Genomic DNA, 15,770 nt, shown 5'->3' with positions numbered 1-15,770 from the left:
CATCGCCGCCCGTTCAGATTCGGAAGCCATCCATGCAGGAAACCGCCACCATCAACCGCAGCCGCGTGCCGCTGTATTTGCAGCTGGCCACCCTGTTTCGCAATCGGATCGCTTCCGGCCAGTGGCCGGTGGGCGAACGCATCCCCAACCTCGACGACCTCGTCGCCGAGTTTGCGGTGGCGCGCGGCACCATGCGCGAAGCCATGGGCGAGCTGGAGCGGGAAGGGCTGCTGGAGCGGGTGCGCGGCCGCGGCAGCTTCGTGCGCAGTTCGCCGTTGCGCAAGCCGGTGCATCAGCTCGAAACGGACTGGGCGGCGCTGATCGCCGCCCATCAGGGGCAGGACGTGCAAATCGAAGTGCTGGAGCATGGCCGCACGAGCGTGCTGCCGGACTTTGCCGCCGGCGAGGGCGTACCGGTGAAGCAGTACGAGATGATGCGAAGGCTGCACCGGCGCAACGGCCATCCCGCCATGATCGGCCGTTCCTTCCTCTGCAGCCGGCTGTACCGGCAGGTGCCGAAAAAGCGGATGTACCAGGAGTCCATCCTCACCATCCTGCACGAGCTGCTCGGGCCGCAGATCGCTCAAGCGCGGCAGGTACTGACCATCGACACCGCCGACATGGAGATCGCCAGCCATCTCGACCTGCCGCTGAACGCGCCCGTGGCGCGGGTCCAGCGCCTGGTGCTGGATCACGGCGGCCACCTGATCTACGCCGGCGAAGGCCTTTACCGCGGCGACATGGTCCGGCTCGAAATCAACCTGCGATGACGCAGCCACAGCAACGACATTCATCCCTATCGATACAAGGAGACACCATGCACAACACAGGCGCCAATCCCGAACTCATCGACCGCCTGGTCCTCGCCAACCGCATCCTCTATGACCAGGGCGTGGTCGATGGCCTCGGCCATGTCAGCGTGCGCCACGACAGCCAGCCCGGCGTGTTCCTGCTGTCCTGCAACCGCGCCCCCGGCATGGTGGTGCGCGACGACATCCTGTCCTATGACTATGATGGCAACACGGTGTGCGAGACCAGCGAGCGTTCCTACCTCGAACGCTTCATCCACGCCGAGATCTATCGCGCCCGGCCGGATGTGATGTCGGTGGTGCACAGCCATTCGCCCAGCGTCATCCCGTTCGCCGCCACCCGCACCGCGCTGCGCCCGATCTATCACATGGCCGGTTTCCTTGGCTGCGGCTGCTCGCATTTCGACATCCGCCTGGCCGCCGGCAATACCGACATGCTGATCAGCAGTTCCCAGCTCGGCAAATCGCTGGCGGAGTCGCTCGGCAACAGCGCGGTGGTGCTGATGCGCGGCCACGGCTCGACGACGGTCGGCACGTCACTGGAGCAGGCGGTGTTTCGCGCCATCTACGCCGAAACCAATGCCAAGCTGCAGGCGCAGGCGAAGAACCTGGGCGAGGTGGAGTATCTCAACGACGAGGAGGCGAAGCTGGCTTCCGATACCAATGATGGCCAGATCCTGCGGTCCTGGAACTTCTGGAAGATGCGGGTCGGGCCGATCTGAGTAGTGGTTTTACCGCCGTTCACCCTCGGCGTGGACGGCGGCGCAGGCACCATGGCCGCTCGGCCGGTGGTGACTTCAGGCGGTCAAGCCGCCCCGCGCCCGCTGCCTTGCCGTCGCCCTTGGCGTCAGGGTGGCAATGCCCTCGACGCCAGCCCTTGGCAGCCGGGCTTGCCCCTCTTCGTGATCCGCGCCTCCTTTTGAGGCAAATCAAACGTTTTGCCGTCGCCGCGCGAGCAGCCTTGCGCATTGAAGCGATTCGATTAAATTGGTTTTAATTGAATTTAAACCTGTTTAACCGAATCCCTGACGATCATGGCTCCCCGGCCCTACAACAATGCGCTGCGCAAGGAAGTGGAAGCCGAAACACTGCGCCGCATCGTCACCGCCACGGTGGCATTGCATGCCGAGAAAGGTGCAACCGCCACCAGCCATGCGGACATCGCTGAACGCGCCGGTGTTTCCGTGCCTACCGTCTACAAATATTTCCCCACCAAGAGCGCGCTGCTGCCGCATTGCATGGGCATGGCCAGCCGTGATGCGCCGGCGATCGATCCCGGCGCCATTCTCGCCGCCCCGACGCGGGCAGAGTGCCTGGCCAGGCTGGTGGAAGCGGTCTATGCGCGCCATGCCTATTTTCATCCCTGGATGCGCTGGACCGGCGCCGATGCGCTTGCCTTGCCGGAACTGGCGCAGGCGCTGCAGGAAGGGCAGGCGGAACTGGCGGCCCTGGCGCGCGGCGTTCTGGAAAAGGCGCTTTCCTGCGTCCTCCCCGAAACAGAAATGGCACTGGTGCAGGTGCTGCTGGATTACTGCACCTGGCAGCGCCTGAGCGAGTCGCTCGGCGCCGCTGATGACGTCAACTGCGCCGCCGCCACCGCGCTGCGGCGCATTCTCTCCCCCTTCATCGAAAGCGAGTAAGCCATGGACATGCATCTGCCAGCCTCCACCAGCATCGACGAGATCGCCGATGGCATCTACCGCATCTTCACGCCGGTCGGCCCCGAGGTCGTCCCGGGCGGCTTTTCCTTCAATCAGTATCTGATCGCCGACGACCGGCCGCTGCTGTACCACACCGGCCCGCGCAAGCTGTTCCCGCAGGTGAGCGAAGCCATCGAGCGGGTGCTGCCGGTGTCTTCCCTGGCGTATATCGGCTTCTCCCACGTCGAGGCGGATGAGTGCGGCGCGCTCAATGAATTTCTGGACGCCGCCCCGTGCGCCGTCCCGCTGTGCAGTCCGGTGGCGGCGATGGTGTCGATCAACGACATCGCGCTGCGGCCGGCACGTGCCCTCGCCGAGGGCGAGGTGCTGGACCTCGGCCGGCACAAGCTGCGCCTGCTGGCCACGCCGCATTTGCCGCACGGCTGGGAATGCGCGATGGCTTTCGAGGAAACCACCCGGACCCTGCTCTGCGGCGACCTGTTCACCCAGCCCGGCAGCAGCCATGCGCCGCTGGTGGAAAGCGACATCCTCGAGCCGAGCGAAACGTTCCGGCAGCAGATGGATTATTTCGCCCACAGCCCGGATACGCGGCTGCACCTGAGCCGGCTGTCGGCGCTGCAGCCGACCACGCTGGCCTGCATGCACGGCAGCGCCTGGCGTGGCAACGGCGCTGCGCTGCTGATGCAGCTGGCGGACCGGGTCAGCCCGAACTGAACGGTGAGGCGAGAAGGCGGCCCTGTCGCGCCGGCCGGGAAGAAAAGGGCTGCGGGACGTCCTCGGAAAATGGGAGACAGGCGTCTTGGGAGACCAGAGGATTGCCGGCGCTTGCGCGCCCGGGTCCCGCAGCGGGAAAGCGGATGTCAGTCAGCCGGACCTTCGATCCAGGCGTAGGCCGAGTGGTTGTGGATGGACTCGAAGTTCTCCGAGGCCACCTCGTAGCGGGCGATGCGGCGGTCGGCATTGAGCACCGTCGCAATGTCGCGCACCAGGTCTTCGACAAACTTCGGATTCTCGTAAGCGCGCTCGGTGACATACTTCTCGTCCGGCCGCTTGAGCAAGCCCCACAATTCGCAGGAGGCGCTGCGTTCGGCCAGGGCGATCAGTTCCTCGGCCGCCATTTCGGCGCCCGGCGCCAGGGTCGCGGCAATCGTGATGTGGGAGCGCTGGTTGTGGGCGCCGTACTGGGAAATCTCTTTCGAGCAGGGGCAGAGGCTGGTGACCGGCACCAGCACCTGCAGCGTCAGCCGGCGCCGGCCTTCGGTCTGCTCGGCGCGCAGCATCAGCTTGTAATCGAGCAGGCTTTCCACGCCGGATACCGGCGCCGTCTTGCGCAGGAAGTAGGGCATGCTCATCTCGATCAGGCCGCTGTCCGCGTCAAGGCGCAGCAGCATGGCATCCAGCATGCGGCTCAGCGACGCCGGCGACAGCGCCTCTTCATGCGCCTGCAGCACCTCGAGGAAGCGCGACATGTGCGTGCCCTTGACATGCGCCGGCAGCCGCACCGTCATGTCGATGGTGGCCACCGAGGGCTGGGCGCCGGTCGCCGTCTTTACCATGACCGGATGAGTGATCGACTTCACGCCGACCCGCTGGATCGCGATGTTGCGGCGATCGAGCGCGGATTGCACATCCGGCAGGAAGTGGTCGACGGGTGCGTTCATGAAGATCCCTGGGTGAGTTGGTGAGAAAGGCTGGACGCATCCAGTCCTGTTTTGTCCTAGGCAAACCGGTATGCGCAGCGTAGAATAGGTTTGCGCATCATTATTGTCAAGTTCTTGGCATAGACAAAACCTGAACAACGATGTCCAACCCATCCAACGCCGCCTTTGAATCCTTCAGCATCGCCGTCGTCGAGCGAGATACCGGCCTGTCCAAGGACACCCTGCGCATATGGGAGCGCCGCTACGGGTTTCCGGCGCCGCTGCGCGATGCCCATGGCGAGCGCATCTATCCCGCGCACCAGGTGGAGAAGCTGCGGCTGTTGCGCCGGCTGATCGATAACGGCCACCGCCCTGGCAAGGTGGTGCCGCGTCCGATGACGGAACTGGTCGAGATGCAGGACGAACTGACGGCGCGCCAGTACGACGCGCCCGCCACCCCGGAAAGCGATGTGGTGCTGACGCATTTCATCGACCTGATACGGCGGCACCAGACCGAGATGCTGCGCCAGGAAATGTCCATGACCCTGATGCGCATCGGCCTGCGCCAGTTCGTCATCGAGGTGGCGTCGCCGCTGTCGCGCGCCGTCGGCGAAGCCTGGGCATCCGGTCAACTGGAGATCTTCGAGGAGCATCTGTTCACCGAACAGATGAGCGACCTGCTGCGCCAGGCCATCAGCTCCATGACTCGCGCCACCGATATCCACGAATCCGGCGTCATCCGCCCGCGGGTGCTGTTGACTACCTTCCCTCAGGAATCCCATGCCCTCGGCCTGCTGATGGCCGAAGCCCTGCTCACCCTCAGCGGCTGCATGTGCATTTCGCTCGGCGTGCAGATGCCCCTGCAGGACATCGCCGCCGCCGCTCAGGCGCACCGCGCCGACATCGTGGCGCTGTCCTTTTCCTCCAGCATCAATACTGCCCATGCGCTCAATGGCTTGATCTCGCTGGACAGCCGGCTGCTGCCGAACATCGAGATCTGGACCGGCGGCAGCAGCGCCTGCCTGTCCAGCCGTCTGCTCAAGGGCATCGCCCGCCTGCACGTCATCCGCCGCCTGGACGACATCGCCGCCGAGGTCACGGCCTGGCGCCAGCGCAGCCTGGCGGACCAGCGCGAGCAGCAATAGCGCTCCCCATACGCCGGCGCAGCCGGAGAACGTCCGTCCGCTTCAATCTCCGGCCGCCGGCTTCTCCATCGTTTCCAGCGTCTGCCGGATGGCGGTTTCGGCGCAGGCAATGCTTTCCTCCAGGCTGAAGTCAAAGTAAAAGCGGAAGTAATGCCAGGTGGTCGCGGTGAGGTAGTAGCGGATATTGGCGGTGGCGACCTTCCGTTCCAGTTCGCTGCGGGCCGGCGCCATGTCATCGATGATCCTGGCGATGGCGTTGCCGCGTCCGCGCTGCACCGCCGCCCGCATGCGCTCATAGATCTCGGAGTGCAGCGCCGCCCGCGTCAGGCTCTGCTTGGCTTCGAAGGCGCCATACAGCTTGCGTGGCGCGTCCCGCAATTCCGTCAGCGTCGCCGGCAGCGGCGGCAGTTCCAGCCGCAGGTGCATTTCCTCGGCGATGGCATCGAGAAATTCCTCCCGTGTCGGAAAGTAGCGGAACACCGTGCGTTCCGAGATGTTGGCCTGCTTGGCGGCGGCGCGCACCGTCAGTTCCCCGACCGATGCGTGCTCGATCATCTGGATCGCGGCATCCAGGATCAGCGTACGGGTCATTTCCATGCGGCGATCCGCGAGCGTGTTTGAATTTTTCATTGGTCTGAATTTTTCATTGACATACACCGTGACGTGGTGTCATATTGTATGACATAAGCCGCCGTTAATCTACTGTGTCACGACAAGGAGATGAAAATGAGCAAGCAAGTCGTCATGATGAAGCAAGGCCAGGGCGAGACCCTGCATGTGCTGGGCGCCCAGGTGACGTTCCTGTGCGAGGCGGACAAGACCGACCGCGCCTGGTCGCTGATGGAAGTGGTGCTGCCCAAGCACGCCGGCCCGCCGCCGCACGACCATCCCTGGGACGAGGCTTATTACGTCGTCAACGGCCAGGTGAAATTCCTGGTGGGCGGCAAGGAACAGATGGTCGGGGCCGGCGAGTTTCTCTACACCCCGGGCGGTACGCTCCACGGTTTTCAGGGCGCTTCCGACGATCCGGCCCGCGTGCTGATCTTCGATGCGCCGGCCCACGCCGAATCCTTCTTCCGCGAAGTGGACCGCGAAGTGAAGGGGCCGCAGGAATTCGCCAAGGTGCCGGCCATCGGCGCCAAGCACCAGATCAACTTCATGCGTCCATGACCTGATGCGGATCAACACGAGCGCGTCCTGACATTCACGGCGGCGACCTATCATGTCAGGACGCGGTCCGCGACCGCGTCGCCGCGTCGGCCCGGTGCCATGACGTCAGCCTGGCCGCAACACCCAACAAAAATAGACAGGAGAGACACGATGCAAGGCTTTGCATGTTCACGCGCCCTGTTGTTTGCCATTGCCGCCGCGACGCTTCCGGTCGCGGCTCATTCCGCCGACGGCGCCGGCGACAAGACCCCCGCAGCCCGCAAGTCGGCCGATGGCAAGTACATCGACCGCGGCCGTTACCTGGTGCGCACCGCCGGCTGCAACGATTGCCACACGCCCGGCTATCCGCAGAGCGGCGGCAAGGTGCCCGAGGAGAAGTGGTTGACCGGCGAGCATGTCGGCTGGCGCGGGCCCTGGGGCACCACCTATGCCGCCAACCTTCGGCTCTACATGAACGGCATCGACGAGAACCAGTGGATCAAGATCGGCCACGGCAAGGAATTGCGCCCGCCCATGCCCTGGTTCGCCTTGCGCGACATGACCGAGGATGACCTGCGCGCCATCTACCGCTACGTGCGCAGCCTCGGCCCGGCCGGCGCTCCGGCGCCGGCCTATGTGCCGCCGGACCAGACGCCGCAAGGACCCTACGTGCAGTTCCCGATGCCGCCGAAGTAAGCTTCCCGCCCGCTGCCCGAACGCATGGTTCCCGGCGCGGGCAGCGCATCGTTCAGGGCAGCACCGGCCACTGCCGAGCGGTGAATGAAACGCCGTGGCGGGGGCCACGTTGCCGGCGCATGTCTCTCAACCATTTCCAAGCTGCGTCGAACCCGGCCGCTTCCCATCGCCCGCACCAGCAGAGGCTGCGGCATGACCGCCTTGTCGCTGCGTTCCGTTATATGGATCGGCGTACCTGCTTTCAAACGGCCGATGGTATGATGGTTCCGTAGTGCGGCCACATCAAACACAACTCCGCGCCGCGACACATCCAAATAACACATGCAACGATTGGAGGAGACCCCATGAAGCAATCGCTTACCCGGCGCCATGCCGTGCTCGCCGGCCTGGCCATGATCGCCGGCGCCACTTTGCCTGCCCTGGTCCATGCCCAGGACACCTGGCCCAGCAAGCCCATCCGGATCATCGTTCCCTTCACCGCCGGCAGCGGCACCGACATCATCGCGCGCTCGGTCGGCGAGAAGCTGTCGCAGTCGCTCGGCCAGCCGGTCATCGTCGAGAACAAGCCCGGCGCGGGCGGCACGGTGGGCGCGTCGCAGGTGGCGAAGTCGCCGGCAGACGGCTACACCCTGCTGGTGCACTCCGCCGGCCATGCCGCCAACGCCGCCATCTACGGCAATCTCAATTACGACACCGTCAACGACTTCGTCGGCATCAGCCTGCTGGCGACGCTGCCCAATGTGCTGGTGGTCGCGCCCAATACCTACAAGAGCGTGGCCGAACTGGTGAATGCGGCCAAGGCCAAGCCCGGCTCGATCAACTACGCCTCCGCCGGCAACGGCAGCGCCACCCACATGAATGCGGAAAAATTCCGCGCCGGTGCGAAGTTCGACGGCACCCACGTTCCCTACAAAGGAACGCCGGAAGCCATGTCCGACACCGCCTCCGGCCGCGTCGATTTCTTCTTCGCGCCGATGGTCTCGGCCCTGCCGATGATCAAGGACAAGCGCCTGGTGCCGCTGGCGCTCGGTTCCGCCAAGCGTTCCGACCAGCTGCCGGACGTGCCAACCACGGTCGAAGCCGGCGTGCCCAATTCCGACTTCAACTTCTGGGTCGGCATGCTGGCGCCGGCGAAGACGCCGCCCGAGGTCGTGCAGCGCCTCAACAGCGAAGTGCAGAAGATCCTGAGGATGCCGGACATCAAGACCCGCTTCTCCACCCTCGGCGCCGAGCCGCAGCCGATGGACTCCGCCCAGTTCAACACGTTCATCAAGTCGGAAGTGACGTCGTTGGGCAACCTGGTCAAGAACGCCGGCATCAAGCCGAACTGATCCTGCTCCGGGAGCGGCGGCCATGCCGCTCCCTTTTCTCCGTCCCCTGCGCCGAAGACCGGCGACGCCTCGACCATCATTCCCGCCATCCCTCCGGCGCCTCAAGCGCCGGCCTTCATCAGCGCCCCGCGAACCGGTCCAGCACGTTGCGGGTGATCTGCTGCACGGCCGGATTCACCCGGTCCGGATATTCGCCGAAGTCGTCCAGCCCCCAGTTCCACTGCATCGAGCCCGTGGCGAACACGCCGGCGCCGCTGCCATGGGTGTAGTAGGTCATGTTCGAATAGCGCCGCTCGCCGCCGACGTTGTACGGCGAGGCGCCGATGATGGTGATGCCCGCTGGCGAGGACGCAGCCACCCGGTCCACTTCGTAGCCGAGCATGCCCCTCAGCACCGAGCCAGCCTGCAGGCTGGTTTTGCTGCAGATCCACGCCAGGCTGGTGCAATCCGAGATGACCATGTCGAGATCGACCGAGTTGTAGTCGTACATGACGCCGAGCAGCGCCGCCTCCGGCCGGTTGATCGGCGCGTTGCGGAACAGGTAGGTGGCCTCCGACGGACTGCTGTTGAAAAGCGGGTCGAGGGCTGGCGCATCGTATTTGTAGGCCACCACCGTCCGGTTGGCCTGGCCGGTCCGGCTTGGTTCCAGCCGCACCTGCCAGTAGGCGGCATTGGCGCCGAGGAAGGCGAGGCTGACGCCGGCATTGCGCGCGCCTTCCACCGCATCGCGCATGCCGCGGGTCCAGTACTCGTCATGCCCGACGGAGAGGAAGCCGCGATGCCCCAGCAGCGCGGACGGATTGACATGGGTATCGATATTGGTGGCATACGTGACGTCGTAGCCATCGCGCTCGACGAAGCGTAGCGCCTTGGCTTCCCAGGAAAAGAAGTCACCGGCACCCTTGCCGTTGCTCGGGCGTTGCGGGTTGCTGTAGGGCCGGTTGAAGGAAAGCTTGTAGGCCGGCCTGCCGCCCACGCTGTCGCTGTCGTAAAAGTCGTAGCCGCCCCAGTTATTGTAGGCGGCGTAGGTGGTCACGCTCTGCTGGAACAACAGCGCCGAACCGCGCGAATCGTCGCGCACGGTGAAGATGATGTAGCTCTGCTTGCCGCTGGAGCCAGTGAGCTTGGCGAGATAGATGCCGCTGGCCCAGTCGGTCGGGTCGGCCGTGTTGTTCGGTATGGCCAGCACATAGGGATCGGTCCAGTCGCACTCCACCAGGCGCACGCTGCTGTCCAGCGCGCAGCTCGCCTGCCGCCGGCCGGTGCGAGTGATCGGCCCCGCCACTTGCCGGCCGCCGGCGCCGCCGTACCAGCCCATGCGGTAGACGGTGATGGTGTAGCTGGGATCGATCGTGTTCACATACAGGCTGATCGACTCGCCGCGGTTGACGCTGGTGGCCGAGGCATAGCCCTCGATCTGGTTGGCGCTCGCATAGTTTGCATCGGCGATGATCCAGCCGGTGCTCACGCCCTGGGCGGCGGTTTTTGCGTTTTCGCGCTGGATGACGTTTTGGCCGGGTGTTGGCGTCGGCGTCGGCGTTGGCGTCGGCGTTGGCGTTGGCGTTGGAGTCGGTGTTGGTGTTGGTGTTGGCGTTGGTGTCGTGCTCGCGTACTCGCATATCTTGTCGGCGCCGGGATAGGGATCGCCGAACACCGCGTTGTTGCAGCCGATGCTGCCAGTGGCGGTGCGGGTGGCATAGCGGCCGCTCAAACCGTAGCGCACGTCGCGCGTGCCGGTGAAGGCACAGGTGCCATCTTCCACCGCGCACTGGGTCCAGGTGACTGTCGGCGTTGGCGTTGGCGTTGGCGTCGGCGTCGGCGTTGGCGTCGGCGTCGGCGTTGGTGTCGGTGTCGGTGTCGGTGTCGGTGTCGGTGTCGGCGTCGGCGTCGGCGTCGGCGTCGGAGTGAGCACCTGGTACTCACAGATCTTGTCGGCACCCGGTAGCGGGTCGCCAAAAACGGTGTTGTTGCAGCCGATGCTGGCGCTGACAGTACGGGTGGCATAGGTGCCGTTCAAGCCGTAGCGAACCTGGGTCGTGCCTGCGAAATTGCAGATGCCTTCTTCGTCGGCACACTTCACCCAGGTTTCCACATAGGTTTCCGCCCGCTGCACGCCATTGGCAGCGCCGCCTGAGGCAGTGTCGCCCATAGCGCCGCTTGAACCAGCCATGTTCCCGTCTCCGCCGCCGCATGCCGTCAGGCCGCTGATGAGCACCCACGCCAGTCCCGACACCCCTTTTCCGTGCACTCGCTTCATTTCTCCACCCCGATGATTATTAATTTGTCAATTAATGTAACCATCGGTGTCAGCCGGACGATTGAAGAGAATCAAGATGCCTATTGCGCCATCTCACCTTCGGCGCTGGGGAAGAAAGGCAGTGAAGCCCGGAGGCTGGCGCATGACCGTAACGCCGGCGACCCCCGATCTCATGTCATCCGTGATCGCGCTGCCAACATCGTTTTCACTTCGATCACGGTTTGAGTGCCTATTTATTAAGCACTGTTGGCACTCCATCATTTTTATGTCGCACCCCAACCACGAGCGTGACGACGTGTAAGCAAATGTTTTGCGCAGCGGAAACAACATTGCACAATAGCACCGTATGCAAGGGCAAACCCGTCAAAGGCGGGAACGCAGCGCCTCAAGTTCTGTAGCGACGACCCGCGCCATGGGTCGATGCCGAACCGCGGGCCGCCATCATCCGGCGTAGCGGGCCCTTTTTCCCATCCAGAGTCAGCGGAGAAAAGGCAAACGATGTCTTCCCCCAAGTTGTTCCGGCGCGGCGCCATGGCGATTGCGCTGGCCGCGGCGTTCGCCGCCCATGCCGATGAAAACCTGCGCTTGCCGGAGGTGAGTATCGTTCCTGCGCAGACTTATTTCCCCGCTTCCGGTGCCACCGATGCCGAGCGCACCAATTCTCTCGGCACGACCAGCCAGATCAATGCCGATGCCGCCTACAGCCGCGGCATCACCGGGCGCGGCGTGACCGTGGCGGTCATGGATACCGGCATCAGCGCCGGCAACCGCGAATTCTCCGAGGCCGGCAAGCTGATGGCCGGCTACAACGCCATCAACGGCGGCACCGATGTCATCGACCGCGCCGGCCATGGCACCCATGTCGCCGGCATCCTGGCGGCGGGCCGCGACGGCTCCGGCATCTTCGGCGTCGCTTACGACGCTCGCCTGCTGCCGATCAAGGTCCTGTCGGACAACGGCAACGGCTCCACCAACTACCTCGATACCGGCTTGCGCTACGCGATCGGCAAGGCCGCCATCGCCAACTTCAGCCTCGGCGCCACCGGCGTCTACAACTCGTCCGCCATGCAGCAGGCGGTGCAGGCCGGCATGCTGATCGTGGCCGCCGCCGGCAACGACGGCGCCGCCAATCCCGACTGGCCGGCGCGCTTCGCCAAGGAAGGCTGGGCCAACAACCAGATCATCGCCGTCGGCGCGGTCGACGCCAGCAACCGCATCGCCTCCTTTTCCAACCGGGCCGGCGATACGGCTGCCTGGTACCTGGTGGCGCCCGGCGTAGCCATCTACTCGAGCTATCTGAACAACCAGTACGCTTACATGAGCGGCACCTCGATGGCCACCCCGGTGGTCAGCGCCGCCGCCGCGCTGCTCAAGCAGCTCTGGCCGACGCTGCGCGCCGACCAGATCGCCGACATCCTGTTCATCACCGCCACCGACCTCGGCGACCCCGGCATCGATGCCGTCTACGGCCGCGGCCTGCTGAACCTGGCGCGCGCGCTGCAGCCGGTAGGCGCCGTCACCACCACCACCTTCAACGGCCGCACCGTCAACGTGCTCGGCAGCGCACTGCGGCCGTCGGCCGCCACCAGCAAGCTATGGAGCCTGGCCGCGTCCGGCAGTCTGCGCGTCATCGGCCTCGACAGCTACAGCCGCAGCTTCAACGTCGATCTCGGCGCCAACGTTGTCCAGCCGGTGCCGCTGTCGGTCAGCCAGGTGTTCGGCAGCATGGACAGCCGGCTGGAGGTGACCGAGCAGGTGCTGGGCCGCACCCGCCTGCTGGCCGCCTTCGACAACCGCCTGCCGGCCATCGGCAATCCGCTGCGTTTCGACGATGCGCCCCATGCGCGCCGCCTGTCGGGCTACGCGCTGGTATCGCAATGGGCCGGCGGCAATGAGGTGGCGCTCGGCGCCGGCGGCTTCGCCGCCCAATATTTCGGCATCGGCGGTCTGCCCATGGCGGCTGACCTCGGCCTGGGCAGCGTGCCGGCCCTGGCCCATCCGTATTTCTCGCTGGTGGCCGGCGCCTCGCATGGCGCCATTGCCCACGACTTCGGCGGCGTCAAGGTGAAGTTCGGCGTGCTCAGCTCGCGCCTCAACGGCACCCTGGGCTCGCAGGAAGGACCCTACCTGCCCACGCTGCCCACCAATGCCTGGAACAGCCTGCCCAAGGCCAATGCCAACCTGGTGGAAGTCTCGCGCGCCTTCGGCAATGCGGCGATGTCGGTCTCCTTCTCCCAGACTCGGGAGGCGAATGCCTGGCTCGGCGCGCAGTCCTTCGGGGCGCTAAATTTCGGCGCCACCGGCGTCACCACCGCGATGCAGGTGGCCGGCGCCTACCTGCTGGCGCCGAAGCTGGCGCTGGCCGGACAGGCATCCTACGGTTACACGCCGGGCGGCTACAACAATGCCAGCCTGATCACCGCCCTCAGCGGCACCCGCACCAATGCCTTCTCGCTGGCGCTGGTGGCCGCCGACAATCTGCGCCGCGGCGACCGCTTCAGCGTCGCCGTGTCCCAGCCGATGCGCACCTATGCCGGCAGCATGACGCTCAATGTCTGGTCCGGCCTGACCGACAGCGGGAAGGCGGTGCGCGACAACCTGCAGCTGTCGATGGTGCCGACCGGCCGCGAACTGCGCACCGAGATGTATTACCAGATGCCGGTCGGGCGCGATGCCTCGGCAGGCTTCAGCTATATCCTGCGCCGCGATCCGGACAACATCGCCGGCGCGCCGGCGGAGCAGCTGGTGGCGGCGCGCTACAGCCGGCAGTTTTGAAATTGGCTTTACACTGAGCCAATTTCAATTGCACGCATGTCCCTCGCAATCTTCACCTACGGTTCCCTGATGTTCGACCCGGTCTGGCGCCGGGTGGTGCGCGGCCGCTACGCCAGCGCGGCGGCCGTGCTGGCCGACCATGCGCGCTACGCCGTGCGCGACGAAACCTACCCCGGCGTGGTGCCGCAGGCCGGCGCCAGCGTGGCCGGCCTGCTCTACTTCGATGTGTCGGCGGACGATGTGGCAGCGCTCGACGCTTTCGAAGGTAATGCCTACCGGCGCGACCAGGTGACGGTGACCACCGCCGACGGCAAGACCTACAGCGCCGCGACGTATCTGTTTCTCAATGGCGCCGATCTGACCGGCGATCCCTGGCTGCCGGAAGCCTTCCGCATGGAGCGCTTCCTCGCCACCTACTGCCGCGAACGGCTGTCGGAATGACATCCTGACAAGCCGGCCGGGACGGGCCGAGGGCAGGGCGGAAGCGGCTTGCGCACGGTCGGTGCCGGTATAATCGCGGTTTTCCCGGAAAACGCTCGCGGGCCCGCGTCCGCACCATCCCTCCCATGCTCGCTTCACAAAAACAGAAGATCACCGGCCTGTTCCAGGCCGCGCTCGCCCCCATCATCGAAGGCTCCGGCCTGCAGCCCGCCGTCGGGCTGGAGCGACCGCGCGATCCCTCACACGGCGACATCGCCTGCAACATCGCGATGCAGATCGCCAAGCCGCTGAAGAAGAATCCGCGCGAAGTGGCGCAGGCCATCGTCGCCGCCGTCATGGCCAACCCGGAGCGCGCCGGCCTGATCGAATCCATCGACATCGCCGGCCCCGGCTTCATCAACCTGCGCGTCAGCGCCGCCGCCCGCCAGGCGGTGGTGCATGCGGTGCTGCAGGACGGCGACGCCTTCGGCCGCGGCAACGGCGGCACCGGCAAGAAGGTGATGGTGGAGTTCGTCTCCGCCAACCCGACCGGCCCGCTGCACGTCGGCCACGGCCGCCAGGGCGCCCTCGGCGACGCGCTGTCGTCGCTCCTGGAGGCGCAGGGCTACGACGTCACCCGCGAGTTCTACTACAACGATGCCGGCGTCCAGATCGGCAACCTGGCGATCTCGGTCCAGGCGCGCGCCCGCGGCCTGAAGCCGGGCGAGGCCGGCTGGCCGGAAGCGGCCTACAACGGCGACTACATCGCCGACATCGCCGCCGACTTCCTGGCGAAGAAGACCGTCTCCGCCAGCGACGGCGCGCCGGTCGCCGCCAGCGGCGACGTCGAGGACATCGACTCCATTCGCCGCTTCGCCGTTACCTACCTGCGCCATGAGCAGGACCTCGACCTGCAGGCCTTTGGCGTGAAGTTCGACAACTATTACCTCGAATCTTCCCTCTACACCGAGGGCAAGGTGACCGCCGCCGTCGAGGCGCTGGTCGCCGCCGGCAAGACCTACGAGCAGGATGGCGCGCTCTGGCTGCGCACCACCGAGTACGGCGACGACAAGGACCGGGTGATGAAGAAGTCGGACGGCACCTATACCTACTTCGTGCCGGACGTGGCCTATCACATCACCAAGTGGCAGCGCGGCTATGCCAAGGCCATCAACGTGCAGGGCAGCGACCACCACGGCACCATCGCCCGCGTGCGCGCCGGCCTGCAGGCGGTCGGCCTCGGCATCCCGCAGGGCTTCCCCGACTACGTGCTGCACAAGATGGTCACCGTGATGAAGAACGGCGAGGAGGTGAAGATCTCCAAGCGCGCCGGCTCCTACGTCACCGTGCGCGACCTGATCGAATGGTCGTCGGGCGACGCGGTGAACGAGGACGGCAGCCGCGACCTGACCCGCGGCCGCGACGCGGTACGCTTCTTCCTCATCTCGCGCAAGGCCGATACCGAGTTCGTGTTCGACGTCGATCTGGCGCTGGCGCAATCCGACGAGAACCCGGTGTACTACGTGCAGTACGCCCATGCCCGCATCTGTTCGGTGCTGGCGCAATGGGGCGGTGACCCCGCCAGCGTCGCCGGTGTGGATTTGTCGCCACTGACCACGCCGCGCGAGGCGGCGCTGCTGGCGAAACTGGCCGAATACCCGGAAATGCTGCAGAAAGCCCTCGACGAGCTCGGCCCGCATCAGGTAGCTTTCTATCTGCGCGACCTGGCCGGCGAGCTGCACGGTTACTACAATGCCGAGCGGGTGCTGGTCGACGATGCGTCAGTGAAGATGGCGCGTCTGGCGCTGATGTGCGCAACACGCCAGGTGTTGCGCAATGGCCTGGCACTCATCGGCGTTTCGGCGCCGGCAAGGATGTGAGCGAAAC

14 protein-coding genes are annotated in these 15,770 nt (G+C 65.5%); 11 read left to right on the top strand and 3 right to left on the bottom strand.

The window, feature by feature from the left end; genetic code table 11:
* Window positions 1-32 precede the first annotated feature (32 nt).
* From CHB88_RS00560 to CHB88_RS00545, 4 genes are all read left to right on the top strand, one after another.
* A complete protein-coding gene (locus CHB88_RS00560) occupies window positions 33-770 on the top strand; it encodes a GntR family transcriptional regulator (RefSeq protein ID WP_089397352.1) in 738 nt (245 codons plus the stop codon).
* A gap of 47 nt (window positions 771-817) precedes the next feature.
* The gene (locus tag CHB88_RS00555) at window positions 818-1,531 is read left to right on the top strand and encodes a class II aldolase/adducin family protein (RefSeq protein WP_089397351.1); all 714 of its coding nucleotides are present in this window, start codon (window positions 818-820) and stop codon (window positions 1,529-1,531) included.
* Between the two features lie 312 nt (window positions 1,532-1,843).
* Window positions 1,844-2,449 (top strand): TetR/AcrR family transcriptional regulator, encoded by a 606-nt coding sequence (locus tag CHB88_RS00550; protein WP_089397350.1) that lies wholly within the window; start codon window positions 1,844-1,846, stop codon window positions 2,447-2,449.
* 3 nt (window positions 2,450-2,452) lie between these two features.
* Window positions 2,453-3,184, top strand: a complete 732-nt coding sequence (locus tag CHB88_RS00545; RefSeq protein ID WP_089397349.1) for an oxygen-binding di-iron domain-containing protein — start codon at window positions 2,453-2,455, stop codon at window positions 3,182-3,184.
* Between the two features lie 146 nt (window positions 3,185-3,330).
* Here CHB88_RS00545 and folE2 read toward each other — a convergent pair whose 3' ends face one another.
* A complete protein-coding gene (folE2, locus tag CHB88_RS00540) occupies window positions 3,331-4,131 on the bottom strand; it encodes a GTP cyclohydrolase FolE2 (RefSeq protein ID WP_089397348.1) in 801 nt (266 codons plus the stop codon).
* Between the two features lie 140 nt (window positions 4,132-4,271).
* Here folE2 and CHB88_RS00535 point away from each other — a divergent pair, with 140 nt between their 5' ends.
* Window positions 4,272-5,255, top strand: a complete 984-nt coding sequence (locus tag CHB88_RS00535) for a MerR family transcriptional regulator (protein ID WP_089397347.1) — start codon at window positions 4,272-4,274, stop codon at window positions 5,253-5,255.
* A gap of 42 nt (window positions 5,256-5,297) precedes the next feature.
* Here CHB88_RS00535 and CHB88_RS00530 read toward each other — a convergent pair whose 3' ends face one another.
* Window positions 5,298-5,852, bottom strand: a complete 555-nt coding sequence (locus tag CHB88_RS00530) for a TetR/AcrR family transcriptional regulator (RefSeq protein WP_176442274.1) — start codon at window positions 5,850-5,852, stop codon at window positions 5,298-5,300.
* Between the two features lie 129 nt (window positions 5,853-5,981).
* Between CHB88_RS00530 and CHB88_RS00525 the strand changes: the two genes are divergently transcribed.
* The 3 genes from CHB88_RS00525 to CHB88_RS00515 all read left to right on the top strand — a co-directional run bounded on the left by CHB88_RS00525 (window position 5,982) and on the right by CHB88_RS00515 (window position 8,431).
* Complete coding sequence (locus tag CHB88_RS00525) at window positions 5,982-6,425, top strand: cupin domain-containing protein (protein ID WP_176442273.1); 444 nt, start codon at window positions 5,982-5,984, stop codon at window positions 6,423-6,425.
* A gap of 150 nt (window positions 6,426-6,575) precedes the next feature.
* The gene (locus CHB88_RS00520) at window positions 6,576-7,100 is read left to right on the top strand and encodes a c-type cytochrome (RefSeq protein ID WP_089397344.1); all 525 of its coding nucleotides are present in this window, start codon (window positions 6,576-6,578) and stop codon (window positions 7,098-7,100) included.
* 344 nt (window positions 7,101-7,444) lie between these two features.
* Entirely contained in the window at window positions 7,445-8,431 is a 987-nt protein-coding gene (locus CHB88_RS00515) for a Bug family tripartite tricarboxylate transporter substrate binding protein (RefSeq protein ID WP_089397343.1), read from the top strand.
* Between the two features lie 118 nt (window positions 8,432-8,549).
* Here the strand turns inward: CHB88_RS00515 and CHB88_RS00510 are convergent, their stop codons facing one another.
* Window positions 8,550-10,601 (bottom strand): N,N-dimethylformamidase beta subunit family domain-containing protein, encoded by a 2,052-nt coding sequence (locus CHB88_RS00510; RefSeq protein ID WP_176442266.1) that lies wholly within the window; start codon window positions 10,599-10,601, stop codon window positions 8,550-8,552.
* A gap of 585 nt (window positions 10,602-11,186) precedes the next feature.
* On the opposite strand from CHB88_RS00510, the gene CHB88_RS00495 reads away from it, so the two are divergent.
* The 3 genes from CHB88_RS00495 to argS all read left to right on the top strand — a co-directional run bounded on the left by CHB88_RS00495 (window position 11,187) and on the right by argS (window position 15,763).
* Window positions 11,187-13,463 (top strand): S8 family peptidase, encoded by a 2,277-nt coding sequence (locus tag CHB88_RS00495; protein WP_176442272.1) that lies wholly within the window; start codon window positions 11,187-11,189, stop codon window positions 13,461-13,463.
* 36 nt (window positions 13,464-13,499) lie between these two features.
* On the top strand, window positions 13,500-13,904 hold the full coding sequence (locus CHB88_RS00490; protein WP_089397338.1) for a gamma-glutamylcyclotransferase family protein: 405 nt from the start codon (window positions 13,500-13,502) through the stop codon (window positions 13,902-13,904).
* Between the two features lie 125 nt (window positions 13,905-14,029).
* Complete coding sequence (gene argS / locus CHB88_RS00485) at window positions 14,030-15,763, top strand: arginine--tRNA ligase (RefSeq protein WP_089397337.1); 1,734 nt, start codon at window positions 14,030-14,032, stop codon at window positions 15,761-15,763.
* Window positions 15,764-15,770: the final 7 nt, after the last annotated feature.

Source organism: Noviherbaspirillum humi (assembly GCF_900188095.1).
GTDB lineage: Bacteria > Pseudomonadota > Gammaproteobacteria > Burkholderiales > Burkholderiaceae_D > Noviherbaspirillum > Noviherbaspirillum humi.
This window is presented reverse-complemented; position numbering and strand designations above follow the sequence as displayed.